22 protein-coding genes are annotated in these 25595 nt (G+C 66.2%); 15 read left to right on the top strand and 7 right to left on the bottom strand.

All coding sequences use genetic code 11. The features are described from left to right. Positions 1-3 precede the first annotated feature (3 nt). Positions 4-1932: an LTA synthase family protein gene (locus EN846_RS11435; RefSeq protein ID WP_128346509.1), complete on the bottom strand. Its 1929-nt coding sequence runs from the start codon at positions 1930-1932 to the stop codon at positions 4-6. A 269-nt stretch (positions 1933-2201) separates the two neighbouring features. Between EN846_RS11435 and fabD the strand changes: the two genes are divergently transcribed. The 7 genes from fabD (at position 2202) to gmk (ending at position 8923) form a co-directional block, all read left to right on the top strand. Further along, positions 2202-3143: an ACP S-malonyltransferase gene (gene fabD / locus EN846_RS11430; protein ID WP_127393660.1), complete on the top strand. Its 942-nt coding sequence runs from the start codon at positions 2202-2204 to the stop codon at positions 3141-3143. A gap of 59 nt (positions 3144-3202) precedes the next feature. Next, the gene (gene fabG / locus EN846_RS11425) at positions 3203-3940 is read left to right on the top strand and encodes a 3-oxoacyl-[acyl-carrier-protein] reductase (protein ID WP_127285713.1); all 738 of its coding nucleotides are present in this window, start codon (positions 3203-3205) and stop codon (positions 3938-3940) included. A gap of 213 nt (positions 3941-4153) precedes the next feature. Further along, positions 4154-4390, top strand: a complete 237-nt coding sequence (locus EN846_RS11420; protein ID WP_006203723.1) for an acyl carrier protein — start codon at positions 4154-4156, stop codon at positions 4388-4390. Between the two features lie 34 nt (positions 4391-4424). Continuing rightward, complete coding sequence (gene fabF / locus EN846_RS11415; RefSeq protein ID WP_127393661.1) at positions 4425-5687, top strand: beta-ketoacyl-ACP synthase II; 1263 nt, start codon at positions 4425-4427, stop codon at positions 5685-5687. A 201-nt stretch (positions 5688-5888) separates the two neighbouring features. After that, complete coding sequence (mltG, locus tag EN846_RS11410; protein WP_127311673.1) at positions 5889-7124, top strand: endolytic transglycosylase MltG; 1236 nt, start codon at positions 5889-5891, stop codon at positions 7122-7124. 228 nt (positions 7125-7352) lie between these two features. After that, positions 7353-8243, top strand: coding sequence for a YicC/YloC family endoribonuclease (locus tag EN846_RS11405; protein WP_127285716.1), 891 nt, complete (start codon positions 7353-7355; stop codon positions 8241-8243). A 5-nt stretch (positions 8244-8248) separates the two neighbouring features. After that, positions 8249-8923, top strand: a complete 675-nt coding sequence (gmk, locus tag EN846_RS11400; RefSeq protein ID WP_245478501.1) for a guanylate kinase — start codon at positions 8249-8251, stop codon at positions 8921-8923. Positions 8924-9136: 213 nt separating this feature from the next. Here the strand turns inward: gmk and rsmA are convergent, their stop codons facing one another. The 6 genes from rsmA to lptF form a co-directional block, all read right to left on the bottom strand. Continuing rightward, entirely contained in the window at positions 9137-9967 is an 831-nt protein-coding gene (gene rsmA / locus EN846_RS11395) for a 16S rRNA (adenine(1518)-N(6)/adenine(1519)-N(6))-dimethyltransferase RsmA (RefSeq protein WP_127392413.1), read from the bottom strand. Positions 9968-9991: 24 nt separating this feature from the next. Continuing rightward, positions 9992-11020: a 4-hydroxythreonine-4-phosphate dehydrogenase PdxA gene (gene pdxA / locus EN846_RS11390; protein WP_127392414.1), complete on the bottom strand. Its 1029-nt coding sequence runs from the start codon at positions 11018-11020 to the stop codon at positions 9992-9994. An 89-nt stretch (positions 11021-11109) separates the two neighbouring features. Beyond that, positions 11110-12033: a peptidylprolyl isomerase gene (locus EN846_RS11385; protein WP_127287107.1), complete on the bottom strand. Its 924-nt coding sequence runs from the start codon at positions 12031-12033 to the stop codon at positions 11110-11112. 185 nt (positions 12034-12218) lie between these two features. After that, entirely contained in the window at positions 12219-14630 is a 2412-nt protein-coding gene (locus EN846_RS11380) for an LPS-assembly protein LptD (RefSeq protein ID WP_187331191.1), read from the bottom strand. Further along, positions 14630-15712 (bottom strand): LPS export ABC transporter permease LptG, encoded by a 1083-nt coding sequence (gene lptG / locus EN846_RS11375; protein ID WP_127392419.1) that lies wholly within the window; start codon positions 15710-15712, stop codon positions 14630-14632. The genes EN846_RS11380 and lptG overlap by 1 nt, the downstream gene beginning before the upstream one ends. A 2-nt stretch (positions 15713-15714) precedes the next feature. Further along, on the bottom strand, positions 15715-16911 hold the full coding sequence (gene lptF / locus EN846_RS11370; RefSeq protein ID WP_127392416.1) for an LPS export ABC transporter permease LptF: 1197 nt from the start codon (positions 16909-16911) through the stop codon (positions 15715-15717). A 348-nt stretch (positions 16912-17259) separates the two neighbouring features. On the opposite strand from lptF, the gene EN846_RS11365 reads away from it, so the two are divergent. From EN846_RS11365 to EN846_RS11330, 8 genes are all read left to right on the top strand, one after another. Further along, positions 17260-18744: a leucyl aminopeptidase gene (locus tag EN846_RS11365; RefSeq protein ID WP_127392417.1), complete on the top strand. Its 1485-nt coding sequence runs from the start codon at positions 17260-17262 to the stop codon at positions 18742-18744. A gap of 19 nt (positions 18745-18763) precedes the next feature. After that, a complete protein-coding gene (locus EN846_RS11360) occupies positions 18764-19213 on the top strand; it encodes a DNA polymerase III subunit chi (RefSeq protein ID WP_127392418.1) in 450 nt (149 codons plus the stop codon). 177 nt (positions 19214-19390) lie between these two features. Beyond that, the gene (locus EN846_RS11355; protein ID WP_135858047.1) at positions 19391-20380 is read left to right on the top strand and encodes a 3-oxoacyl-[acyl-carrier-protein] synthase III C-terminal domain-containing protein; all 990 of its coding nucleotides are present in this window, start codon (positions 19391-19393) and stop codon (positions 20378-20380) included. A 2-nt stretch (positions 20381-20382) separates the two neighbouring features. After that, positions 20383-21366 carry an NAD(P)-dependent oxidoreductase gene (locus EN846_RS11350; RefSeq protein WP_127394191.1) on the top strand — a complete coding sequence of 328 codons (984 nt, stop codon included), beginning with the start codon at positions 20383-20385 and terminating at the stop codon, positions 21364-21366. Next, positions 21363-22202 (top strand): MBL fold metallo-hydrolase, encoded by an 840-nt coding sequence (locus tag EN846_RS11345; RefSeq protein ID WP_127394192.1) that lies wholly within the window; start codon positions 21363-21365, stop codon positions 22200-22202. The genes EN846_RS11350 and EN846_RS11345 overlap by 4 nt, the downstream gene beginning before the upstream one ends. Continuing rightward, positions 22199-23455 (top strand): F390 synthetase-related protein, encoded by a 1257-nt coding sequence (locus EN846_RS11340; protein WP_135858045.1) that lies wholly within the window; start codon positions 22199-22201, stop codon positions 23453-23455. The genes EN846_RS11345 and EN846_RS11340 overlap by 4 nt, the downstream gene beginning before the upstream one ends. Next, on the top strand, positions 23452-24597 hold the full coding sequence (locus EN846_RS11335; protein WP_245493339.1) for a GNAT family N-acetyltransferase: 1146 nt from the start codon (positions 23452-23454) through the stop codon (positions 24595-24597). Before EN846_RS11340 ends, EN846_RS11335 begins: the two co-directional genes overlap by 4 nt. Continuing rightward, on the top strand, positions 24594-25592 hold the full coding sequence (locus EN846_RS11330) for a Rieske 2Fe-2S domain-containing protein (RefSeq protein ID WP_127392981.1): 999 nt from the start codon (positions 24594-24596) through the stop codon (positions 25590-25592). Before EN846_RS11335 ends, EN846_RS11330 begins: the two co-directional genes overlap by 4 nt. The last annotated feature ends 3 nt before the right edge of the window (positions 25593-25595 follow it).

Genomic DNA, 25595 nt, shown 5'->3' with positions numbered 1-25595 from the left:
GGCTCAGCTTGTGTGGGCGACGACCTTGTCGACCGTTTCGGGGAAGAAGTCCGGTGCGGCGCTTCGCTTGCCGAACATCATGTCGTACTGGATCAGCCGGAAATCGTTGATCGCCGGGTCGATCTTCTTCTGCCGCGCCCAGTCGGGCGTCGCCTCGCCGGCCGGCGACAGCAGAAGGTTGCGGTCGACGACGCGGTAGCGCTCGCGCAGGGCGCCGAGGAAGCCGGTATAGTAGGGGTGCGTGATCCCGGCAGTGGTCAGGATATGGTAGGGCAGGAAGGCGGGGCTGACGGCGCCCATCTCCTCGGCCGGGCCGGTGCGGTTGGACCAGATGATCAGCGGCGTCTGGTGGTGCTCGAGTGCCGCTTCGGGCGAGGGCTCCTTGCGCGGCGCGACGTTGTCCTTGAGGAAGCCGGTCTCGACATAGACCGGCCCGAGCGGCGGCAGATGGTCGCCGAAGAAGGCGATCACCGTCGGCCGCTGGCGCTTCTTTGCCCATTCGACCAGCCGTTCCAGGCCGCGGTCGGCGTCGGCCGAGCCTTCGGCATAGCTCAGCAGCGATTCACGCGCCCAGGAACTGATCGGCGCCGCGACCTTGTGGGATGGATTGTAATAGCGGTACGGCTCGTAGGGCCCGTGGTTCTGCAGGCTGACGGCGAACAGGAAGACCGGGTCCTCGCTTGCGTCCGCCTCGCGGATGATCTCGTCGGTCATCGCCGCGTCGGAGGCCAGCGGCCCGCGCTTCTGCATCGGCGGCAGCGTCTCCTCCGAGCGGAAGTCGCTGAAGCCGAAATCGGCATAGACGGCGCCGCGGTTCCAGAACCAGTTGGTGCCGGGGTGGATGGCGCGCGCCCTGTAGCCCTCGCTCTTCAGGAAGGTCGCCAGCGACGGCGTCGGCGTGCGCACATACTGCTGGTAGGGGATGGAGCCGGCCGGCAGGAAGGCATTGGAGAAGCCGGTCAGCGCCTCGAATTCGATATTGGCGGTCATGCCGCCGAATTCCGGCGAGAACATATAGCCGGAGCGCAGCGCCCGCACATTGGGGATCGGGTCCGGCGTTATGGTGACGCCGGGCAGCTTGGTCGGATCCCAGAAGGATTCGCTCATGACGATGATGATGTCGGGCTTCTCGTCCGGCACCGAGGCCGTCACGTCAGGTCTCGCGATCGCCGCGATCGCCTTGTCGGAATAGCCGGCCGGCGCCGAGACATGGGCCATCGGCACGTTGAGCGCGAAAGCAAGCGCAAAGCCGTTGGAGGCGTAGTTCTCCTTCTGGTCCCACATGATCGGGATGATCTGCAGCCGGTCGCGGGTCCACGAGAAGGTGGCGTAGTCCATGATCGACACGAAGAAGGCAAGCAGCGGCACCGTCAGCGTCAGCCGCGCCAGCCGACCCTTGCGGCTGAGGATCGGCACCTTGCGGCGCCACAGGCGCCAGCCATAGACGAGCAGCGACAGGCCGGCCACGATGGCGATGGCGATGGCGACGGCGGTCAGCGGCCGCTCGCGCACCAGAAGCGGCATCAGCGCCATGATCTGGCGGGAGTAGAGGAAATCGGTCGGGTAGAGCGGATCGCCGAGATAGTGCGACTTCTGGTGGCCGACAAAGGCCAGCGCAAGGGTCAGCGGCGCCACGATCATCAGGCTCTGGTGGCTGCGGCCGAGCACGGCGTCCAGCCCGATCAGCACCAGCGCGAAGACGATGATGGTGGTCCAGCCCGGCTTGAAGGGCTGCAGGAAGAAGGCGACGGTGCCGGAAAAATCGCCGCGCACGATCCATTCGATGGCGAACACCAGTATGGCGGAGGCGAGCAGGGTAACGAGGCCGTAGCGGACGATCGGCCATCTCCGCCCCGGCAGATAGCCGGTGGATGGATCGTCTTCCAAGAACTGCGGCGCCACCTTCCCGGCGCCTTTCCTGATCCGTGCCACTTCGATATTCCCCGGCCCACGCTGCGCGCCAATCCGATCGGCGTCATTGAATTGTCATTGAACTGTCACGCAAAGCTAGCGCCTGTGGCGAAAATAAGAAGAGCCAGCAAACGAATCGTGAGCGGTTTTCATCATCAGTGATCGCCAAAAAGCCTTTTGGAACAGGCACTCGGGTGGTGATTTCGCGCCCGGACAGGGTGGCGCGGGCTTGACTTGCCCGTCCGCCTTGCGCCACAGGCAGGTAAAATCAGCCATTGGAGAGCCTCGATATGGCCGTCGCATTCACCTTTCCGGGACAGGGCAGCCAGGCCGTCGGCATGGGCAAGGACCTGGCGGACGCCTTTCCCGAGGCGCGCAGAGTGTTCGAGGAAGTGGACGACGCTCTCGGCGAGAAACTGTCGAAGCTGATCTGGGAAGGGCCGGAAGAGACGCTGACGCTGACCGCCAACGCCCAGCCGGCGCTGATGGCAGTGTCGCTGGCGGCGATCCGCGCGCTGGAAGCGCGCGGCTTTTCGCTGAAGGACAAGGTCGCTTACGTGGCGGGGCATTCGCTGGGCGAATATTCGGCGCTTGCCGCCGCCGGCTTCGTTTCGGTGGCGGACGCCGCGCGCCTGCTGCGCGTGCGCGGCAATGCCATGCAGGCGGCGGTGCCGGCGGGCGAGGGCGCCATGGCGGCAATCATCGGGCTCGAGCAGGCCGATGTCGAGGCAGCCTGCGCCGAGGCTGCAAAAGGCTCCATCTGCCAGGTTGCCAATGACAATGGCGGCGGCCAGCTGGTGATCTCCGGCGCCAAGCCGGCGGTCGAGCTGGCGGCAAAGCTGTGCACGGAAAAGGGCGCCAAGCGGGCGCTGATGCTGCAGGTCTCCGCCCCCTTCCACTCGGCGCTGATGCAGCCTGCCGCCGAAATCATGCGCGAGGCGCTGGCCGGCGTGGCAAAGAATTCGCCGGTGGTTCCCGTCGTCTCCAACGTCACGGTCACCCCGACCAGCGATCCCGACGAGATCGCCCGGCGCCTTGTCGCGCAGGTGACGGGCCGCGTGCGCTGGCGCGAGACGGTGGAGTGGTTCGCCGCCAACGGAGTTGCCACGCTCTACGAAGTCGGCGCCGGCAAGGTGCTGTCGGGCCTGGCGCGGCGGATCAACCGCGACGTTGCCGCGGGCGCCGTCGGCACGGCGGCCGATGTCGAGGCGGCGCTGGCCGCGCTCGCATAATCCACTGGCGATTTGAACGCACCCGTGTGAAGGGTGCTCTCTGAGATCAGGAGACCAACATGTTCGAACTGACCGGCCGCAAGGCGCTCGTCACCGGCGCATCGGGTGGCATCGGCGAGGCGATCGCCCGCGTGCTGCACAGCCAGGGCGCCATCGTCGGCCTGCACGGCACCCGCCTCGAGAAGCTCGAGGCGCTGGCCGCCGAACTCGGCGACCGCGTGAAACTATTCCCGGCCAACCTGTCCGACCGCGACGAGGTCAAGGCGCTCGGCCAGAAGGCGGAAGCCGATCTCGAAGGCGTCGACATCCTCGTCAACAATGCCGGCATCACCAAGGACGGCCTGTTCGTGCGCATGTCGGATGCCGATTGGGACAGCGTGCTGGAGGTCAACCTCACCGCCGTGTTCCGGCTGACGCGCGAGCTGACCCATCCGATGATGCGCCGCCGCCATGGCCGCATCATCAACATCACCTCGGTGGTCGGCGTCACCGGCAATCCCGGCCAGACCAATTACTGCGCCTCCAAGGCCGGCATGATCGGCTTTTCCAAGTCGCTGGCGCAGGAGATCGCCACCCGCAACATCACCGTCAACTGCGTCGCCCCGGGCTTCATCGAATCGGCCATGACCGACAAGCTCAACGACAAGCAGAAGGAGACGATCATGGCGGCGATCCCGACCCGGCGCATGGGCACCAGTGCCGAAGTCGCCTCCGCGGTCGCCTATCTCGCCTCCAACGAAGCGGCCTATGTCACCGGCCAGACCATTCATGTGAATGGCGGCATGGCGATGATCTGAGCAGCCTTGTTCCGACTATGGTCCGGCGGTTGTGAAAAGCGCCATTTCGGCTTGGACCTCCCGCATTTTTCGTGTAATGCGGCCGGCAACCCGGCGGTTCGGGCAAAAACCGGTCCTGTGGCGTTGCGTTACCCGCAAGACCATATTTCAGCTTGATTAGCGGCATTCCGCCCGCTAACGAAGACAACTCAACATAAGACGAGGATGCCCCAAATGAGTGACACCGCAGAGCGCGTCAAGAAGATCGTCATCGAGCACCTGGGCGTCGATGCCGACAAGGTGACGGAGCAGGCGAGCTTCATCGACGATCTGGGCGCTGACAGCCTCGACACGGTCGAACTCGTCATGGCGTTCGAAGAAGAATTCGGCGTCGAGATTCCGGACGATGCCGCCGAGACCATCCTGACCGTCGGCGACGCGGTGAAGTACATCGACAAGGCCTCGGCCTGAGGCTTTTCGCGGGCATCACCGGGGAGGACCTGCGATGAGGCGTGTCGTCGTCACGGGCCTTGGCCTGGTTTCGCCGTTTGGCATGGGCTTCGAGCACAGCTGGAAGGAACTGCTGACCGGCCGCAGCGCAGCCAAGCGCGTCACCGAGTTCGAAGTGGAGGATCTTGCCTGCAAGATCGCCCACGTCATTCCGCGCGGTGACGGCTCCAACGGCACGCTCAATCCCGAAGCCGTGCTCGAGCCGAAGGAACTGCGCAAGATTGGCGACTTCATCCTGTACGGGATCGCGGCCGCCGACGAGGCGCTGAAGGATTCCGGCTGGCAGCCGGGCACCGAGGAGGAGCGCTGCGCCACCGGCGTCATGATCGGTTCCGGCATCGGCGGGCTCGAGGGCATCGCCGAGAATGCGCTGATCCTGCACGAGCGCGGGCCTCGCCGTATCAGCCCGTTCTTCATCCCCGGCAACATCATCAACCTGGTCTCCGGGCAGGTGTCGATCCGGCACGGGCTGAAAGGCCCGAACCACGCCGTCGTCACCGCTTGCTCGACCGGCGCGCACGCCATCGGCGATGCCGCCCGCCTGATCATCTTCGGCGATGCCGACGTGATGCTGGCAGGCGGTGCCGAGGCGCCGGTGACCCGGCTTTCGCTGGCCGGCTTCGCCGCCTGCCGCGCGCTGTCAACCGAGCGTAACGAGACGCCGCAAAAGGCTTCCCGTCCCTATGACCGCGACCGCGACGGCTTCGTCATGGGCGAGGGTGCTGGCGTCGTGGTTCTGGAAGAACTCGAACACGCCAAGGCGCGCGGCGCCAAGATCTATGCCGAGGTCACCGGCTATGGGCTCACCGGCGATGCCTACCACATCACCGCGCCGGCCGAGGACGGCGACGGCGCCTTCCGCTGCATGACGGCGGCGCTGAAGCGGGCGAAGCTCTCGCCCGCCGACATCGACTACATCAACGCCCATGGCACCTCGACCATGGCCGACACGATCGAGCTCGGCGCCGTCGAGCGCCTTGTCGGCAATGCCGCCTCGAAGATCTCGATGTCGTCGACCAAGTCGTCGATCGGCCATCTCCTGGGCGCGGCGGGCGCGGCGGAGGCGATCTTCTCGATCCTCGCCATCCGCGACAACACGGCCCCCGCCACCATCAACCTCGACAATCCGGAGCGCGAGACGGCGATCGATCTCGTGCCGAACAAGCCGCGCGCCCGCCAGATCGACGTGGCGCTGTCCAACTCCTTCGGCTTCGGCGGCACCAACGCCTCGCTCGTCTTCCAGCGTTACAATGGCTGAGTGTGGGGCCGGCGGCCGCTCGCGCGGCCTGTCGTCAATTTTGCCATATTCGCCCCTACTCTGCCCTTGGGGATTCGCGCGTCGGACAGAAAACCGCGGCCGGTTTTCGCAAGGCACGAGGCGCAGGGTTGAAATGTTGGAGCGTGGTCCGCGCGTCCGCTGGGACGTGCGCCTCTCCAAGAGATCAGATGGTAGGGCGCTATGAACACAAATCCGGGCGGCAGCGGAGATTTCGGCAAGCAGCAGGCCGCAACTGGTCCGATCGTCCCGAAGACGGCGGCCGAGGCGCTGCGTCCCGAGGCCGGCACGCCGCCGCCGCGACGCTCGCGCGCCTCGCGCAGCCAGGTCGTCGTGTTCATGAATTTCGTCATCTCGCTGGTGATGCTGATGATCCTGGCGGCCGGCGCCGCGCTCTATTTCGGCAAGCAGGCGTTCACCGAACCCGGCCCGTCGGCCAATGGCGACACCTTCCTGGTCAAGCCGAACACCGGCGTTCAGGACATCGCCGACCAGCTCGAGCGGCGCGGCTTGATCAGCGACGCGCGCATCTTCCGCCTCGGCGTGCGTGCCACCGGCAATGATTCCGCGCTCAAGGCCGGCGAATACGAGATCAAGCCGCGCGCCTCGATGCTCGACATCATGGAAATGCTGAAGAGCGGCAAGTCGGTGATGTATTCGCTGACCATCCCCGAGGGGCTGACAGTCGAGCAGGCGCTGCAGCGCATCTCCGAGCAGGATGCGCTGACCGGCGACATGCCGGCGGCCATGCCGCCGGAGGGCAGCCTCGCCACCGACACACTGCGCTTCACCCGCGGCGCCACGCGCCAGCAGATGATCGACAAGCTCCTTGCCGACCAGAAGAAGCTGGTGGACGATGTCTGGGAGCGGCGCGCGCCGGACCTTCCGATCGCCAATGTCGAGGACTTCGTCACACTGGCCTCGATCGTCGAGAAGGAGACGGGCAGGGGGGACGAGCGTTCGCGCGTGGCCTCCGTGTTCCTCAACCGTCTCGCCAAGGGCATGCGCCTGCAGTCCGATCCGACCATCATCTACGGCCTGTTCGGCGGCAAGGGCAAACCCGCCGACCGTCCGATCTACCAGTCGGACATCGACAAGCAGACTCCCTACAACACCTATTTGATCAACGGCCTGCCGCCGACGCCGATCGCCAATCCCGGCCGTGCGGCCCTTGAGGCCGTCGCCAATCCATCAAAGACCGACGATCTCTATTTCGTCGCCGACGGCACTGGCGGCCATGTCTTTGCCGCGACGCTCGAAGAGCACAACCAGAACGTCGCCCGCTACCGGGCACTACAGAAGAAGCAGGCCGAGGACGCCGCCAAGGCTGGCGCCGCCAAGGTCGAGGGCCAGACCGACGCGCCGGCCACCGGCGACGATAGCGGTGACGCCGGTGGCGATGCGGGCGCCGCCCAATAGACAAACGCTTTTGAACTTGCGCCCGGCTGCAAGGGGGCGTTGATATTTTGACGGCGGCGTACGCTTCGAGGGGGCGCCGTGGTTTTTTGGAGCAATTCCAGGAAAAGTGTGCAACGCTTTCCGTTCGGAATTGCGTAGAAACAAATAGTTAGAGCGGTTCGGCGATGCCATCAACCGCTCAGGGTCGCGCAACGTCCGCGACCGCGCGCAAGGGGGCGCAAGGGCATTATGAATCTGCAGAGCATGACCGGTTTTGCACGGGCGGTCGCCGAACATGACGGCACCTCGATCGCCTGGGAGGTGAAATCGGTCAACGGCAAGAGCGTCGAGGTGAGGCTGCGGCTGCCGCAAGGCTTCGAGCGGCTCGAGCCGGCGGTCCGGCAGACGATCCAGAAGCGTTTTTCGCGCGGCAATTTCCAGGCGACGCTGACGGTCGGCCGCGCCGCCGGCCAGCAGGTGCAGCCGGTGGTCAACGAGTCCTTCCTCAAGGATCTGGCCGGGCTGGCCAAGCGCCTGCAGGAGCAATTCGGCGCCGCCCCCGCCACCGCCGACGGGCTGCTCGCGTTGCGCGGCGTGCTCGACATTCCCGAGACGATCGAAACCGAGGAGGCGCGGGCGGCGCTCGACGGCGCCATCCTGGCCTCGCTCGAAACGGTGCTGGTAGGCCTGGAAATGGCCCGTCAGGGCGAGGGCGCCGCCCTGCGCTCGCTGCTTGCCGGCCACATCGACGCCATCGAGGCGCTGACGCTGAAGGCCGAGGCGGATCCGTCGCGCGAGCCGGCGGCGATCCGCGAACGCATCGCCGAGCAGGTCCGCCTGTTGCTGGATGCTTCGGCCAATCTCGACGCCAGCAGGCTTCACCAGGAGGCGGCCTTCCTCGCCACCAAGGCCGATATCCGCGAGGAGATCGACCGGCTGAAGACCCATGTCGCTTCCGCGCGTGTGCTGCTCGCCAATGGCGGCGCCATCGGCCGCAAGCTCGATTTTCTGGCACAGGAATTCAACCGCGAATCGAATACGTTGTGCTCGAAGTCGAACGCTGCCGCGGTCACCGCCATCGGGCTGGAGCTGAAGGCGGTCGTCGACCAGTTTCGCGAACAGGTTCAGAATCTGGAGTGACCCGGATGGTTGCCAAGGAGCCGATGGTTGCCAGGGATCTGGGGTCCCGCATCCGCCGCCGCGGGCTGATGCTGGTTCTGTCGTCGCCGTCGGGCGCCGGCAAGTCAACGATCGCGCGCAATCTTCTCGAAAGCGATTCCAGTCTCGAGCTGTCGGTCTCGGTCACCACCAGACCGCGCCGGGGCTCGGAGATCGAAGGCGTGCACTATCACTTCCGCACCATGCGCGAGTTCGAGCGGCTGCGCGATTCTGACGCCCTGCTCGAATGGGCGGAGGTGCACGGCAATTGCTACGCCACGCCGCGCGAGCCGGCGGAGCTGGCGCTGGCGCAGGGCCGCGACATGCTGTTCGACATCGACTGGCAGGGCGCCCAGCAGCTCAAGGAGAAGATGCGCGCCGACATCGTCTCGATCTTCATCCTGCCGCCGTCGATGAAGGAATTGAAGGCGCGGCTGAAACGCCGCGCCGAGGACCAGGAATCGGTGATCGAGACCAGGCTGAAGAACGCCCGCCTCGAGATCGAGCACTGGAAGGAATACGACTTCGTCATCGTCAACGACGATCTCGACCGCGCCTTCGCCGAGGTGCGCGGCATCGTCACCGCCGAGCGGCTGCGGCGCGACAGGCGGCCGGGCCTGTTCGATTTCGTTTCGGGGTTGCTGGACGAGAAGACGGAGTGAGGCGGTGCGCCTCTCCTTCTCCCCTTGTGGGAGAAGGTGGATCGGCGCGCAGCGCCGAGACGGATGAGGGGTGCTGGAAGAAATGAGGCGTGAAAAGCAGAAGGCTTTTCTGCGCTTACGCCCTTCTGCGTAGCGATCCGTCCAACACCCCTCATCCGACCTCGCTTCGCGAGGCCACCTTCTCCCACAAGGGGAGAAGGAGAGGCCGCAGCACTACACCGCGTTCGTCAACCTTACGAACTCGTCCACGCTGAGCGTCTCCGCCCGCCGCGTCGGGTCGATGCCGGCGCGGACCAGCAAGGCCTCGCCGCCGAGGCTCTTGACGCTTTGCCGCAGCATTTTCCGGCGCTGGCCGAAGGCGGCCTCGGTGACGCGGCCGAGCTTTTTCGCTTCTACCGGCAAGGGGGCCGTGCGCGGCACCAGATGCACCACCGATGACGTCACCTTCGGCGGCGGGGTGAAGGCCTGCGGTGGCACGTCGAAGGCGATCCTGGCTTGCGTGCGCCAGCCGGCGAGCACGCCGAGCCGGCCATAGGCATCGCTGCCTGGGGCGGCGGTGATGCGCTCGGCTACCTCGCGCTGGAACATCAGCGTCATCGATTGGTAGAAGGGCGGCCATTCGGCAATCGTCAGCCAGCGGATCAGGAGTTCGGTACCGATATTGTAGGGCAGGTTGGCGACGATCTTCACCGGTCCGCCGGCTTCCCCGGCAAGCGCGGCGAAGTCCGTCTTCAGCGCATCGCCGGGAATGACGTGCAAACGGCCGGGATAGTGATTGGAGACCTCCGCCAGCGCTTCCAGGCAGCGCTCGTCGCGTTCGATGGCGACGACCCGCCTGGCGCCGTTGAACAACAGCGCCCGCGTCAATCCGCCGGGGCCGGGGCCGACCTCGATCACGGTGGCGTCAGCGAGGTCGCCGGCGGAGCGCGCGATCTTGCCGGTCAAATTGAGGTCGAGCAGGAAATTCTGGCCGAGCGACTTCTTCGCCTGCAGCCCATGGCGTTCGATCACCTCGCGCAGCGGCGGCAACCCGTCGATCGTCATGCGGTCAGGCTCACGGCAATGCGCTCATGCGGCCACGGCCTCGGTCCCGCTGTCGGCAAGCCGGCGGGCGAGCCTCAGGGCCGCGATCAGGCTGTCGGCGCGCGCGATGCCCTGGCCCGCAATGTCGAAAGCGGTGCCGTGGTCGGGCGAGGTGCGGATGAAGGGCAGGCCGAGCGTGACGTTGACCGCCTCGTCGAAGGCCAGCGTCTTGGCCGGGATCAGCGCCTGGTCGTGGTACATGCAAAGTGCCGCGTCGTAGCCGGCTCGCGCCCGTGCATGGAACATGGTGTCGGCCGGCAGCGGTCCGAAGGCGTCGATGCCCTCCGCCCTCAGTTGCTCGATCGCCGGCTGGATGACCCGCCTGTCCTCCACCCCCATTGCACCGCCTTCGCCGGCATGCGGGTTGAGGCCGGCGACCGCGAGCCTCGGCCTGGCGATGCCGAAGCGGGTTTTCAGGTCGGCGGCGGTGATGCGTGCGGTGGTGACGATCAGCTCGCTCGTCAGCGCCTTCGGCACGTCGACGAGCGGGATGTGGATGGTGACCGGGACGGTGCGCAGTTCCGGGCCGGCAAGCAGCATTACCGGCGTCACCTCGGCGCCCGTGTGCAGTCCCGCCAGATGCGCCAGATATTCGGTGTGGCCGGGAAAGCGGAAGCCGGCATCGTAGAGCGGCTTCTTGGCGATGGGGCAGGTGACCACGGCCGCGGCGCGGTCGGCAAGACAATCGGCCACGGCCCGATCGATGGCTTCGAGGGTGCCTGCGGCATTGGCGATGTCGGGCCGCCCGGGATTGTCGACATGGCCGGCATCGAGCGGCACGATCGGCAGCGCCCGCGAAAACATCCGCGCTGCTTGCGCCGGCAGCGTTTCGGCGATGGCTATCCTGGCGCCGATGTGGTGCGCGCGCGCCTCGATCAGTGTCGGATCGGCAAGCAGGTAGAAGGGCGGCACCCCGGCGCTTTCACCGGCGAGCCAGGCGGCGATGGCGATCTCCGGGCCGACGCCGGATGGATCGCCGACGCTCACTGCCAGCGGGGCATCGGTCTTGCGCATGTCTAGGCCGTCTTGCGGGGCGATCTGCCCGGGTATGGACAGGAGGTGGCTCTGTCGTCTCGTTCACTCACGCCCAAAACCCTGCCAATCTAGCGCTCGACGATTTTGGCCTTCTTCCGCAGCTCGTCGACATATTTCTTCGAGAGCTCGTCGGCGTCCTTGTCGTTGCCGCCCTCGCTCTGGAACACCATCTGCGCCGCCTTGTCGTCGGACACTTCGCGCGACGAGCAGATGCCGATGAATTCGATGCCGCGCTCGGTCTCGCGGGTGGCGGTGGCGCCGCCGACCTTGGTCGCCTTGATTTGGTCGGCCCAGTCAGCCGGCAGCTGAGGCGCCAGGACCCGGCCGAGATCGCGCACGGTGACGTCGAGCAGCCCCTTGGCGAACTGGCGCGTGCTGTCGCAGCCGTTGAAGCGCGCGCGCATGGCATCGGCCTCGCGCTTGCGCTTGGCCAGTGTCGCGCTGCGCTCGGAGGCCGGCACCACGAAGATCACCTGCTGCAGCATGTATTCCATGGCGGTCGGCTTGGCGCCGCCCTTGTCCAGCATGCGCCGCACCGCGTCCTGCTCTGTCACCGCGCCGCCCTCGCCGGAACGATAGCGGGCACCCAACGCCTGGTTCCAGGCCATCTGGGCGCGGATGAAGTCCTTGAAGTGCTCCTTGGTGACGCCGGACTGCGCCATGATGCCGTCGAGCTGCTTGAGCTGCATCTTGTTGTTGGTGGCAAAGCGCTGATACGCCGCATCGACCTGGGCATCGGTGATGCGGATGCCGAGCCGCCGGGCCTCGGCCATGCGCAGCGTCTGGTCGATCATTTCCTGCCCAGCATCGCCCTTCTTGCGCTGCAGTTTCAGGAATGCGGCCCGGTGCGCGATGTCGCCGGTGGTGATCGGTACGTTGTTGACGACATATTTGATCGTGCTGGCGAAGGCAGGCGGCGTCATCGCCGTGATCGAAACCGAGGTCGCCGCCACCAGCAGCGCGAAGCCTGCTGAAAACAGGTATTTCCTCATCTCACGTATCCCAATTCTGTCCCGCTTCTACAGCGCCGAGCGTCCCCTCGGACCCGCGGCAGACGCTATGGCAATTGATCTGGCGCATGATCCTTCGGCAAATGTCTTCCGGTTTCGGGGTCATGCGCAATGTGACCGAAACCCCTGCCAGCCCTATGCGGCGAAACCATGTCGTCAGCCAGCCGTCACTGGATGGTGTCGATGGCGCTGGTCGACGACCCGAAATCGCCAAGCGTGCGGAACGACAGGTTGAAGCCGACATTCTGCGACACTTCCTTGGTCACAAGGTCGCGCGATTCCGAGAACGTCATCAAATAGGTGAAGCAGGAATCATTATAGGCAAAGCCGACGCCGTCCTTGACCAGAACGCTCTGCTTGATGTCGTAGGTGCCGGTGCCGAAGACGCGCCAGTTCTCGGCAAGGTGGGTCGAAGCGCCGAGCGTGACCTCGTGGCGATCGGTTTCGAAGCCGTAGAGTGGCTGCGCCTGGATGAAGGCATATTTGGCAGTGAGCGAAACCGGCAGGCCGGAATAGGCGGCCTTCACCTCGGCGCGCCTGACGTCGAAGGTCTGCTCGTCGAAGCGGCCGCTGAGCGAGCCGGAGAAGCCGCTCGGGCTGTTGAAGCCGATCAGCCCGACATAGTCCGAAGTCGGTTTGTCGAGGCCCGAATAGGCGCCGACATTGACCAGGTCGGGCGCGGTGTACGAATTCTGGCCGGCCAGCTGGTAGGATTGGCCGAAGATGGCGTTGGTGCTCCAGCCACCCTCATAGGCGCCGGAATAGCGGAAGCCGACATTGGCGCGCGTGCCGCCTTCCATGCGGTCGTAGCCGGAGAACTTGTCGCGCTCGAACAGCGTCGTGGCATCGAAGACGAAGCTCTGCGCATCCTCGTTGGGAACAGCGAGGCCGCCGACATACTGCTCGTTCGGACGCACGAATACCTGCGCCATCGGCTCGACGATATGGCTGGAACTCGCCATCGAGAACAGCACCGGCCACCGCATTTCGAGGCCTAGCGTCGCCATGTAGCGGGCCAGCGAGGTGCGCATGTCGTCCTGTTCGCCCAGATTGGTCGCCATCTGGTTGATCGCGTTCAGCGAGGCGGTATTGGCGTTGACATAGCCGGCGTCGCCACGCAGCGCCAGCAGCGGCGTCAGTTGCAGGCCGCCATCGGTGGTGAAGGTACGCTTCCACTCAGCCTCGGTTGTCAGCCGGCTGGACTGGCCTTCGATGCCGCGCACATTGTTGATCGAGGTGTCATCGAGAGGATCCGCCAGCGCCACGTCGAGCCGGTCGCGGCTGATAACGCGCGCATTGACGTTGAGCGACAATTGCCCGCCGGCCACGGCCATATCGGGGATGTAGGCGTAGTCGAGCGACGGCAGCACCCAGGGCTGTTCACCGGCGCGCGCCGTCGCGTCGCTGGAGAGCGTGTTTTCCTGGACCTCGAACCGCATGGCGCGGACATCGAAATAGTTGCGGTCGTTGAGGCCGGTCAGGTAGATCGACGACTGGTGGACGGTGTCGCTGTAGCCGTCGATGGCATAGGTGCGCGAGAAGTTCTTGTCGGTCTGCAGCAGCACGTCCCAGCCGAAGTTCCAGCGGTCGTTGATGGCGAACTGGCCCTTGGTGCCCATCATGCCGCGGAACTTGTTCGGATCGCCCGCCGCGCCCGAATCGACATTGCGCACGCCGTTGTCGATGAAGGCGTCGGGATCCTGCTGATGGATGCCGGCGATCTTCAGGCTGTATTCGCCATTGTTGAAGCGCTGGCGCCATTCGGCTTCGCCGAGGAAGCCTTGCTTGGTGTAGCCGGTGCCGGTGACGGTGAGGTCATAGGTCGGCGACAGGGCGAAGTAATAGGGGATCTTGACGCCGACGCCGAGGTCGCTCTTGTAGACGATACCGGGGATCAGGAAGCCGCTCTTGCGCTTCACCGTCGGGTCGGCGATCTCGAAAGCCGGCAGATAAGCGAGCGGGAAGCCGAAGAACTCGAAATTTGCATTCTCGAAGCGGACCGTCTTCTTCTCGCCGTTCCAGATGATCTTGCGCGCCTTGACGCGCCATGTCGGCGCGCTGTCCGGCTTGTCCTCGCAGGGTTCGCAGGCCGTGTAGACGCCGTTGTGGAAGGTGGTCAGAACGCCGCCCATGCGCTCGGCGCTCTCGGAGGCGAAATAGGCCTTGTTGACGGTCTCGACACGCAGCGCGTTGACGAAGCCGTCGGCGAAGTCGTCGGTGATGTCGATATGGTCCGAATTGATCTTGGTGCCGTCGCTGTTGATCAGCTCGACCGCACCGCTCGCGACCAGGCGCTTGGTGTTGCGGTTGTATTCGACGCGCTGGGCGACCAGCTTGTTGCCGCCGTAGTCGATCTGCACGCCGCCGACAGCGGTCACCGTGTTGTTGTCGTTGTTGTAGACGAGCGTATCTGCGGCAAGCAGCATCTGCGTGCCGGACGGAACGGGATTCGCCGTAATGTCCTGCGCCAGCGCCGGTACCGTCGGCACCGCGCAGGCGAACAGACATGCCAAGGCGGTCGCCCCATAGAGGCGTGCCAAACCGGCGTGCCTATGGCTGCGCAAAACCGCCTCCCTCACTAGCCGTCTTCCTTGTATAGCAGAAACGTCACCCCGAAGAACATAGCCACGACAACCGGAACCCATGCGGCCACCGCCGTAGGGACGAATCCCGCCACGCCGAATGCCTTGACCAATACCGAAACGACATAAAGCAGAAAGCCGGCGAGGACGCCACCCAGAATCATCGTCGCCGACTGCCCCATACGCGCAAATCGCATTGAAACTGTTGCCGCAATTAGCGTCATGGCGACGAGGAGGAACGGCAGCGCCACCAGCGAATCAAACTGCATGGCGAAGGCATTTGCCTTCAGCCCGAAGGAACGGGCAACCTCGATCTTGCCGGGCAGGTCGTAAAAGGGAATGGTTTCCGGGCGCGCCAGCCGCTCTTGCACGAATTCAGGCTTGAGGTTCGTCTGGACCCGGTCGGATGTCGCGGGCCGGATAGTGCCGTCCTTGAACACCTTGACGTCCTGCAACTCCCAATAGCCGTCGCGCAGGAAGGCGTGCGCCGCGTCCTTGCGCTCGACGATGTTGCCTTGCTGGTCGAGCACGAAGAACACCGCGTCGGCCATTTCCAGGCCCTGGTTGAGAATCGCCCGGGCGCCGATGATGGTGTCGCCGGAAGCGGTCTTTTGCCGGATCCAAGGCGTCGTGTCGGCCGGCACCGCGTTCGAATTGCCGGCGCGCAGCTGGTTTTCCATCTGCTCGGACCAGGAGAAGCCGTGCGCCGCGATCGGATTGAGCACGCCGACCGACAGCACGCCGAACATGAGCGCGCCGATGCAGCAGGGCAGCAGGAATTGCCAGGCGGAAACGCCGGCCGAGCGCGCGATGACCAGCTCGTATTTGCGGTTGAGCGAGACCAGCGTCGCCATCGCCGAGAACAGGCCGACGAACGGCACGGTCTGCAGCATGATCATCGGCATCCTCAGCGCCGAAATGGCGAAGGCGGTGCCGTAGGTGAAGCCGGGCAGGCCGGTGGTCCGGCCGGACAGTTCGGTGAAGTCGATCAGGAACACCAGCGCCAGCAGGCCTAGGAAGAACCAGATGGTGATCGACACGTAGCGGAAGAAGAAGTAGCGGCCCAGCGTCCAGCCCATCGTCATGCCCCCTGGCCGGAGGCGCGCCGGGAGAGACGCAGCTTGATGGCCGTCCAGGTCTCGCTGACGCGGCCGGCGAGATTGGTCATCCAGTCCGCCCAGGCCGCCGGCAGTTCCATCGACCTCGACGAGACGATGAACCAGGTGGCGACAGCCGAGGCCACGATCGGCACGCCGTAGACCATATAGGCATAGAGCGGCACCTTGTCGGCCTTGCCGGCGGCGAAGAAGCCGAGCCAGCGCACGAACAGCGCGATCGCGATGGCCGTGATCAGCGGATGGATCCGCGCTTCCCGGTGCGAGCGCGCGTCGCCCGCCACCGCCAGCGCGATCAGCGCGAACACCAGCGGGTAGGACCATTCGGAGAAGCGCTGGTCGAGCTCGGCGGTGTAGCTGCCCGGCTTGCGCTGGAACATCTTGTCGTTGGGATCCGGGTTGAGCAGGTACTGCGTCGTGCGGTCCTTGGGCAGCAGCGTGATCTCGTTCGCCGCCGACATGAAGGCCGAGAGGTCGAAGGCATAGGAGGTGAAGCGGATCACCGACAGGTCGCCGGTCAGCGATTTGCGGTTGATGACGCCGTCATTCATCATCAGCACCTTCTCGTCGCCCTTTTCGACGATGCTGCCGGACTTGGCGTAGTAGATCAGGTTGGCGCCTTCCTCGCGCGAATCGGCCACGAAGATGCCGCCGAGCCTGTTGTCCGGCAGGCGTTCGCCGATCTGCAGGAACAGGCCGTCGTCGATCTTGCGGAACGTTCCTTCCTGGATGATCAGCGACAGAAGGTCGGCGCGCGACGACGCCACCAGCTGCCGGTTCTTCTGCCTGGCATAGGGGTCGACGCCATTGTCGACGGCAAAGGAAAAGACGCTGGCCGCGAGCGCCAGCAGGAGGATCGGCCGCGCGATGGTCCAGCGCGAGGCGCCGGCAGCATTGATGACGGCCAGTTCCGAATCGGTGTTCATGACGCTGAGCGTCTGCGCCACCGCCACCACCAGCGCGAACGGCACCACGATCGGGATGATCGACGGGATGATCAGCGCCGCGACCTCGAAGAAGGTCAGCGCCGATTGGCCGCTGTCGGTGACGAGATCGATCTTGGCGAGCACCTGCGTCGTCCACACGATCGCCAGCGTCCAGGTCAGCGCGGCCACGAAGACCGTCGCTGCGCGACGCATGATGTAGCGTTCAACGACCTTCATGAAGGCTTTCTCGATTTTGCCGAACGGCATCATGCCCGCCGACAAGGTAGTCATCCGGCGACGGCAGTACAACTGGCTGCATTGGCGGCTCGATCTGGTTCCCGTTCCACATCACGCGCCCCGGCTGGCCGGAGTGTCCAAGGCAATGCATAAGAAATGCAAAACATTGGTGGTTAACAAGAGGTTACGGCAGGAATGCGGGGCCATGCCGCGACGAATCCACTGATGGTTGCGGCGGCGATATAGGCTGCGATTTCGGCCAAAGTCTTGCCAAATGATGGAAAACGACCAAATGTCGCGCACTCTTGAAAGCCGTTGTGCGGCGCCTATCCCCGAAAGCAGGTTCTGATGACTTCGACACCTTCGATTGCCTTCGCCAAATTTGCCGCGCCGAAAAAGGGCAGCGCCTTCGTGCTGGCGGCCGACGATGGCGCCGTTGGCGAAGCCGGCAAGGCTTGCGATCCGGGCGGCGCGCTCGCGCGCGCGTTCCCGGTGGCCGACTTTTCCGGCAAGTTCGGCACCGTCGCCGAGGTGCTGGCGCCGGAGGGGACTTCGCTCGACCGCCTGGTGGCGGTCGGCGCCGGCAAGGCCGCCGCCCTCGACGACCAGGCCTGGCTGAGGCTGGGCGGCACCATCGCGGCCTTGCTGCGCAAGGCGACGGAAGTCGCCGTCGTGCTCGATGTTCCGGGCGCCGAGGCCGGCGGCAGGCAGGCCGCGAACCTCGCCGCTGGCATCCTTTTGCGCAGCTATTCCTTCGACAAGTACAAGACCAAGAAGGACAAGGACGAGCCGAAGAAGCCGGTCAAGGTGACCATCCACTGCGCCGATCCCGCCGCGGCAAAGAAGGCTTTCACCGACGAGGCGGCGGTGATCGACGGCGTGCTTCTCGCGCGCGATCTTGTGAACGAGCCCGCCAACACGCTGGGCCCGGTGGAGTTCGCCGCGCGCGCCAAGGACCTGGAGGCGCTCGGCGTCGAGGTCGAGATTCTGACCGAGAAGGAGATGAAGAAGCTCGGCATGGGCTCGTTGCTCGGCGTCGCGCAGGGTTCGCCGCGCGGCGCCCGCATGGCGGTCATGCACTGGAAGGGCGGCAAGGCCAAGGACGCGCCGGTCGCCTTCATCGGCAAGGGCGTCACCTTCGACACCGGCGGCAATTCGATGAAGCCGGCCTCAGGCATGGAGGAGATGAAGGGCGACATGGGCGGTGCCGCCGCCGTCACCGGGCTCATCCACGCCCTTGCCGCCCGCAAGGCCAAGGCCAATGTCATCGGCGTCATCGGCCTGGTCGAGAATGCCGTCGACGGCCACGCCCAGCGCCCCGGCGATATCGTCACCTCGATGTCGGGCCAGACCATCGAGGTTCTGAACACCGATGCCGAAGGCCGCCTCGTGCTGGCCGACGCGCTCTGGTACACCAATGACCGCTTCAAGCCGAGATTCATGGTCAATCTGGCGACGCTGACCGGCGCCATCATGGTCGCGCTCGGCCAGCACTATGCCGGCCTGTTCTCCAACAATGACGAGCTGGCGGACCGGCTCTCCGGCGCCGGGCAGGCGACGCAGGAGCGGCTGTGGCGCATGCCGCTCGGCGCCGAATACGACAAGCTGATCGATTCCAAGAACGCCGACATGAAGAACATCGGCGGACGCTACGGCGGCGCCATCATCGCCGCGCAGTTCCTGCAGCGCTTCGTCAAGGAGACGCCGTGGGCGCATCTCGACATCGCCGGCACGGCGATGGGCTCGCCGCCGAGCGAGATCAACCAGTCCTGGGGCTCGGGCTTCGGCGTGCGGCTGCTCGACCGTCTCGTGCGCGACCACTACGAGGGGTAAGGCCGTTCGAGGCGCGATCATGGCCGAGATCCTGTTCTACCACCTGACCGAATCGACGCTCGAGGAGGCGCTGCCCGGCCTGCTCGAGCGCAGCGTCGACCGCGGCTGGCGCGCCGTCGTGCAGACCGGCACCGAGGAGCGGCGCGACGCGCTCGACCAGCATCTGTGGACGTTCCGCGACGATTCCTTCCTGGCGCATGCCACCGACCGTGAAGCCTATCCGGGCGAGCAGCCGATCCTGCTCACCACCGGCGAGGGCAACCCGAATGCCGCGCAGATCCGTTTCCTGGTCGACGGCGCGGCGCCTGCCGACCTCTCGGGCTACGAGCGCGCCGTCTTCCTGTTCGACGGCCATGACGCCGCGCAATTGGATGGGGCGCGCAGCCATTGGAAAACGATGAAGGAGGCCGGCCACACGGTGACCTACTGGCAGCAGACGCCGGATCGGCGCTGGGAGCGCAAGGCGTAGGTTCCATACTGATGGGCGCCAATCATTAGATAGGAAACGTCGGCGCGGCGCCGATAGACGATTTCTGGGGCGATGCGAGCCCCCCGGATAGCTCCCACCCTTGGGCCACCATCATGGCCATCGCCCCTGATCCGCTTTATGGATTAGATAGACGCGAACTCATTCGGCGGGTTGAGAATGCGTATCAAGATCATCGGAACCGGTGGGGCGGTGCCGGCCCAGTGCGTGACCTCGCGCGCGCTGGAGGAACGGCTTGGCCTTGCCCAAGGTCGGCTCGAAGCCGCCACCGGTGTCGTCGAGCGCTACGTCTGCGAAGGCGAATCGCAGATCGATCTGGCCTGCGCGGCGGCCAGTCTGGCGCTGACCGATGCCGGGCTGGAAGCCTGTGAGGTCGATCTGATCATCGGCGGCTGCGGCGTGCCGTATCAGCCGCTGCCGGCGACCGCGCCACTCGTCATGCAGCGCCTTGGCCTGCCAGACGGTTCGGCCGCCGCCTTCGACGTCAACAGCACCTGCCTCGGCTTCCTCACCGCCTTCGAGACCGCTTCGCGCCTGATCGAGGCCGGGCAATTCAGCACGGCGCTGGTGTTCTCCTCGGAGGTCGCCTCGCGCGCGCTGCCGTGGCGCGACCAGCCGGAGGTCGCCGCTCTCTTCGGCGACGGCGCGGCGGCGGCGGTGTTGCAGAAGGCAGGGCCGGGCGGGGGCAGGGTGGTGGCCAATCTGATGCGCACCTATCCTTCGGCCTACGAGGCCTGCGGCATCGGCTCGGGCGGCACGCGTTTCGACTTCCATCGCCAGCCGGAGGAATTCGCCCGCCACAGCCTGTTCCACATGGACGGCAAGGAACTGTTCCGCGTCACAGCGCGCCATTTCGGCGGCTTCGTAACCGAGCTTTTGCAGCGCGCCGGCTGGCGGCACGCGGATGTCGACCTCGTCGTGCCGCATCAGGCAAGCCCGTTCGCGCTGGCGCATATGGCGCGCCAGACCGGCTTCGCGCCGGAAAAACTCGTCGACATCTCCGCCCGCTACGGCAACCAGATCGCCGCCTCCATTCCGTTCGCGCTCGATGTCGCGCGGCGCGGGGACCGGATCGCGTCGGGCGCCAGGCTGCTGTTCCTCGGCACCTCGGCCGGCGTGTCCTTCGGCGGCATGGCGCTGGAGGTTTGACGATGGCCGTGCTCGTCACCGGCGCCAGCGGCTTTCTGGGCTCCCATGTGCTGGCAAGGCTGGCCGCGTCCGGCACGCTGGCGCTCGGGCTCGGCCGCGATGCGGCATGTTGTGCTGCGCTGGAGGCCGCCGGCCATCGGATCATCCGCCATGACTTGTCGCGGCCGCTCGAAAGCGCGCTCGATCCGAGACTGGGCAGGGTCGAGCGGATCATCCATTGCGCGGCACTCTCCGCGCCTTTCGGGCGCCTGGCGGATTTCGAGGCGGCCAATGTCACGGCGACGAAAAACCTGCTCGATTTCGCGGCCCGGCAAGGTGTGAGCCGCTTCGTCCACATTTCAAGCCCGTCCGTGTGCTTCGCCTTTCGCGACCAGCTCGGTCTCACCGAGGACGCCGCCTTGCCCGATCCGGTCAACCATTATGCCCGCACCAAACGCGAGGCTGAGCGGCTGGTGCTGGCGGCGCCCGCCATCCACCCGGTAGTGTTGCGGCCGCGCGGCATCTACGGCGCCGGCGACCGCGCGTTGCTGCCGCGCCTCATCAAGGCGGCGAAGAACCGCCCGCTGCCGGTCTTCCGCGACGGCCGCGCCCGCATCGATCTCACCCATGTCGACGATGTCGTCGATGCGGTGATGGTGGCGCTTGCGGCGCCGCCGGAGGCGGAAGGCGAGGTCTTCAACGTCTCGGGCGGCGAGCCGCTGCCGGTGCGCCGCATCGCCGACGAGGCCTGCGCCCGCGCCGGTATCACAGCGCGCTGGCGGCGGATGCCGCTCTGGCCGGCGATGCTGGCCGCCGGCGCCATGGAGGCGGTAGCGCTCGCTCTTCCCGGCCGTCCCGAGCCGCCGGTGACGCGCTATGGGCTCGGCCTCTTCGCCTACGCGCAAAGTCTCGACCTCGCCAAGGCGCGCCGCCTGCTCGGCTGGGCGCCGAAAATCCCCTTCGCGCAGGGGCTCGACCGCACCTTCGCCGGCGGAGGCCCGGCATGAAGGTCCACTTTGCCAACAGTGCCTGGGTCAGTGCCGCCGAACGGCTGATCCTGCGCGGCGGCGGCTGGCACAGTGTGCGGCTGCGCGTCCGCTACGGCTTGATCCTGCATCCGCAGGCCGGGCCGGTGCTGGTCGACACCGGCTACACGCCGGAGTCTGTCACGGGCGAGGGGCGCGGCTGGATGCTGCGCCTCTACGGAGCGGTGCTCAGGCCTGAACTCAACGCGACCGAGCAGGTGCTGACGGTGCTCCAGCGCTTCGGCCTTGCGCCCGGCGATGTCCGCGCCGTCATCGTTAGCCATTTCCACGCCGACCACATCTCGGGTCTGTCGCTGTTTCCCAACGCCCGTTTCATCGCCAGCGGCTCCGCCTGGGCTCGCGTCAAGGCGCGCACGCCGAGGCAGAACCTCCGCCACGGCGTCTTCACCGAACTCTTCCCGGCCGACTTCGAGGCAAGGCTCGACGGGCTGTCCATGAAGCGGCGGATCGACACGCGCGGCGGCGTGCCAGGCGGAGCCGATCTCTTCGGCGACGGGAGCGTCGTGGCGGTCGATCTGCCCGGCCATGCCGACGGCCAGTTCGGCCTTTTGTTCGCCGGGCTGGAGCGGCCGCTGCTCTATGCCGTCGACGCGCAATGGCTGCTCGCCGCACTCGATCCGAAGCGCGCCCCCGGCTTTCCCTCCAGCCTCATCGCCGAGGATGTTGCCGTCATCGGCCCGACCTGCGAGACGCTGCGTCGCTTCCAGGCGGCGGGTGGACAGGTGATGCTCTGCCACGACCCTGCTATGACGCAGTACGACCTGACTGCGCACGAACTGGCGGCGGGGGCCGGATGAACGGGCTCACGGAAGCCATCGGTTCCTTCGTGCTGACGCGCTGGGTTTCGCGCAAAAGCCGGCCGGCCTTCGAGCGCTGGCAAGCGGCCACCCTGCGTCGTTGGCTCGACCACGACCTGCCGCTGGCGCCGTTCTATGGCCAGGCGCCGCGACAGCTCGGCGACCTGCCTGTGACCGACAAGGCGCTGCTGATGGCGAATTTCGAGCGCTTCAATATCGGCGGCGTGTCGGCCCGCGATGCCTGGGCCGCCGCTTCCGCCGACTGCCGCCTCGGCGACCTGACGGTTGGCGCGAGTACCGGTACATCCGGCAATCGCGGCCTGTTCGTCATCTCCGAGGCGGAAAAATACCGCTGGCTGGGTACGCTCCTCGCCAAGGCGGCACCCGATCTTCTGTGGCGCGGAATGCGCGTCGCCGTCATCCTGCCGCAGAACACGGGACTGTACGACAGCGCCCGCAAATCGCGGCGCATCGACCTGCGCTTCTTCGGCCTGACGCTCGGCCCGGAACATTGGCGCGCGACGCTCGAGGACTTTCAGCCAACGGTGATCATCGCGCCGCCGAAGATGTTGCGGCATTTCGCGGCGTCGGGCTTTCGGCTCTCGCCGCAACGCGTCCTCTCGGCCGCCGAGACGCTCGATCCGGTCGACCGTCCGGTTATCGAGAATTTCTTCCGGCTGCCCCTCGACCAGATCTACATGGCGACGGAGGGCCTGTTCGCGGTGACCTGCCGGCAGGGCGGCCTGCATCTCGCCGAGGATTCGGTGTTCTTCGAATTCGAGCCGGCCGGCGACGGGCTGGTGACGCCGCTGGTCACGGCCTTCCGTCGTCAGACCCAGATCATGGCGCGATACCGGATGAACGACCTGTTGCGGCTCTCTGAGCAGCCTTGCAAATGCGGTTCGCCGCTGCGCTGCGTCGACGAGATCGTTGGCCGCATGGACGACGTCTTCCGGCTGGAATCGGCCGCCGGCCAGGTCCTGCTCACCCCCGACATACTGCGCAATGCGGTGCTCAAGGCCGACCGTCGCATCGACGATTTCCGGCTGGTGCAGTCGGCGACCGATGCCATTGAGCTGAGGCTCGCGCCGGATCTCGCCGACGAGGCGGCGACTGCCGCGCATCAGGCGGTGCTCGCGCTGCTCGCGGCGCGCAAGGCGATGGCGACGGTCGATCTGGTGCGGGCGCCGCTGCCGCTGGAGACCGACCGCAAATTGCGCCGCGTCGAATGCCGGCTGGGAGTGGCGCCGTGAGCCCGGCCGCCATGATGGAGAGGCCGCTTCAGCAGGCGGACCGGGTCCAGAACAGCCCCGGCAAGGTCGAGGCTTTCGTCCGGCTCTTCAACGACGTGCCGGTACGCGATCTCGTTGCCAACCTTACCACGTCGGTCGAAAGCGTGGAGGTCGCCGGCCGCACCTTCCCGCTGACGCTGAACGACACCAGCGACGCGCCCAACTGCTACATCTGCTGCCCGTCCGGCGCCTATATCGACTATGCCGTCGACGAGACGCGCAACTTCATCGCGCACCCGTCGCTGCGGCGCTCGCTCAAGGCGCTGATCGGCGCCTGCGCGCCGCTGGTGCGGGCGAGCGGCCTCGACCATCAGGTTCAGCTCAACAACTGGCTCTACTCGACCAACCCGGTGCCGCTGCTCGACCGTGCCGCAATCGCCGCCTTGCGCGCCGACCTTGCGGCGCGCTTCCCGGACCGCGCCATCGTCATCCGTTCGCTGAACGAGATCGCCGACCCGGCCACCATCGCGGCGCTGAAAGCGGAAGGCTTTCGCATGCTGGCGGCGCGCCAGATCTACATCTTCGCCGACCGCGGTTCGGCGCCGGCCATGAGCAACGACATGAAGCGCGACCGCAAGCGGCTCGGCAGCACGCCCTTCAAGCGCGTCGGCGATGCCGATTTCAGCGATCCCGACTATGCGCGCGCGGAACAGCTCTACAGCATGCTCTATCTGGAAAAATACACGCCGCTCAACCCGCACTACACCGCTCGCTACATCGCCGAGATGCACCGGCGCGGCGTTCTCAGCCTGGTCGGCCTGCGTCGGCCGGGCGGCGAACTCGTCGCCGTCACCGGCCTGTTCGAGAACGGCGGCACGCTGACCCAGCCGATCGTCGGCTACGACACCGGGCTGCCGATAGAGGAGGGCCTCTATCGCATGGTGATGGCGATGGCGCAGGACCATGCCACGGCGCGCGGCCTGTTCTTCAACATGAGCGCCGGGGCCGCAAGCTTCAAGCGACGGCGCGGCGCCGTCGCGGCGATCGAATACAACGCCGTCTATGCCGGTCATTTGCCGCGTCGCCGACGCGTGGCGATCCGCGTCATGGAAACCGTGCTGGCGCGGGTAGGCATTCCCCTGCTCAGGAGGTTCGAACTTTGAGCGAGCGCCAAAAGCGGAAGGATCACTGGCAGGCCGTGGCGCTGTCGGGCGACATCAGGGGCAAGCCGAAGCGCATCCTGTTCGACGGCCAGCCGCTGGTGCTGTTCCGCTCGGCGCAAGGCATTGCGGCGCTGTTCGACCGCTGCCCGCACCGGCTGGTCGAACTGTCGACCGGCAAGCTCGTCGGCGGCGAGATCGAGTGCCCCTATCACGGCTGGCGCTATGACGGGGAAGGGCGCTGCACCGCCATCCCCGGTCATGTCGGCGAGATGCCGCATTACCGGGTGCGCCGCTTTGGCGCCATCGAGCGCGACGGCGTCGTCTTCGTCTCGTCGGGCACGCCCGAGGCCGAACCCTATCTCCATTGCATGCAGGGCAAGAACGTCGTCGTGCGGCGGGTGCGCAGCTCGACGCAATCGACGGTGATCGACGCGGCCGAAAACATCCTCGATGCCACCCACACCCACTTCACCCACAAGGGCCTGCTGCGTGGCCTGGGTTCGAAGCGCCATCTCGTGCGCGTCGAAGTGACCGGCGGCGAGGGCTGGGTCGAGGCTTGCTACACCGGCGAGGATCGACAGCAGGGGCTGATCAGCCGGCTATTGGAAGGCGAGCGCGCGAAAACCATCGGCCGCTTCCGTTACCCCGGCATCGCCGAACTCGAATATTGGGGCAAGGATGGGCTTGCGCTCGCCACCACCTTCCATCTGCGCCAGGCCGACGAGCGCACCGTCGAGGGCGTCGACTGGCTGATCGGCCCGCGCCAGGGCTGGTTCGGCGGGATCAAGGCGCTTGCCTTCAAACCGCTGTTCAACATCGCGTTGCAGCAGGATCGCCGCGTGCTGAAATCGGCGAGCGACAACGCCCGTTTTGCCCCGCCAGCGCTGCCGGTGATCGGGCCGCTCGATTTCCTGCGCCGAGACATCGCCGCGATCATCGCGGGCGAGCTGCCCCCGGCAGCGGAAGAGCCGCGCGTGCACCAGATCGAGCTTTAGACG

Source organism: Mesorhizobium sp. M4B.F.Ca.ET.203.01.1.1, from assembly GCF_004791025.1.
Classification (GTDB): domain Bacteria; phylum Pseudomonadota; class Alphaproteobacteria; order Rhizobiales; family Rhizobiaceae; genus Mesorhizobium; species Mesorhizobium abyssinicae.
This window is presented reverse-complemented; position numbering and strand designations above follow the sequence as displayed.

What these genes read in the sequence shown, in the direction of transcription:
- EN846_RS11345 (WP_127394192.1), top strand. Translation starts at nt 21,363, where the DNA reads ATGAAGGTCCACTTTGCCAACAGTGCCTGGGTCAGTGCCGCCGAACGG.
- fabF (WP_127393661.1), top strand. Translation starts at nt 4,425, where the DNA reads ATGAGGCGTGTCGTCGTCACGGGCCTTGGCCTGGTTTCGCCGTTTGGC.
- pdxA (WP_127392414.1), bottom strand. Translation starts at nt 11,020, where the DNA reads ATGCGCAAGACCGATGCCCCGCTGGCAGTGAGCGTCGGCGATCCATCC.
- EN846_RS11340 (WP_135858045.1), top strand. Translation starts at nt 22,199, where the DNA reads ATGAACGGGCTCACGGAAGCCATCGGTTCCTTCGTGCTGACGCGCTGG.
- EN846_RS11350 (WP_127394191.1), top strand. Translation starts at nt 20,383, where the DNA reads ATGGCCGTGCTCGTCACCGGCGCCAGCGGCTTTCTGGGCTCCCATGTG.
- lptG (WP_127392419.1), bottom strand. Translation starts at nt 15,712, where the DNA reads ATGGGCTGGACGCTGGGCCGCTACTTCTTCTTCCGCTACGTGTCGATC.
- lptF (WP_127392416.1), bottom strand. Translation starts at nt 16,911, where the DNA reads ATGAAGGTCGTTGAACGCTACATCATGCGTCGCGCAGCGACGGTCTTC.
- EN846_RS11365 (WP_127392417.1), top strand. Translation starts at nt 17,260, where the DNA reads ATGACTTCGACACCTTCGATTGCCTTCGCCAAATTTGCCGCGCCGAAA.
- EN846_RS11420 (WP_006203723.1), top strand. Translation starts at nt 4,154, where the DNA reads ATGAGTGACACCGCAGAGCGCGTCAAGAAGATCGTCATCGAGCACCTG.
- fabD (WP_127393660.1), top strand. Translation starts at nt 2,202, where the DNA reads ATGGCCGTCGCATTCACCTTTCCGGGACAGGGCAGCCAGGCCGTCGGC.
- EN846_RS11385 (WP_127287107.1), bottom strand. Translation starts at nt 12,033, where the DNA reads ATGAGGAAATACCTGTTTTCAGCAGGCTTCGCGCTGCTGGTGGCGGCG.
- EN846_RS11355 (WP_135858047.1), top strand. Translation starts at nt 19,391, where the DNA reads ATGCGTATCAAGATCATCGGAACCGGTGGGGCGGTGCCGGCCCAGTGC.
- mltG (WP_127311673.1), top strand. Translation starts at nt 5,889, where the DNA reads ATGAACACAAATCCGGGCGGCAGCGGAGATTTCGGCAAGCAGCAGGCC.
- EN846_RS11360 (WP_127392418.1), top strand. Translation starts at nt 18,764, where the DNA reads ATGGCCGAGATCCTGTTCTACCACCTGACCGAATCGACGCTCGAGGAG.
- fabG (WP_127285713.1), top strand. Translation starts at nt 3,203, where the DNA reads ATGTTCGAACTGACCGGCCGCAAGGCGCTCGTCACCGGCGCATCGGGT.
- EN846_RS11405 (WP_127285716.1), top strand. Translation starts at nt 7,353, where the DNA reads ATGAATCTGCAGAGCATGACCGGTTTTGCACGGGCGGTCGCCGAACAT.
- gmk (WP_245478501.1), top strand. Translation starts at nt 8,249, where the DNA reads ATGGTTGCCAAGGAGCCGATGGTTGCCAGGGATCTGGGGTCCCGCATC.
- rsmA (WP_127392413.1), bottom strand. Translation starts at nt 9,967, where the DNA reads ATGACGATCGACGGGTTGCCGCCGCTGCGCGAGGTGATCGAACGCCAT.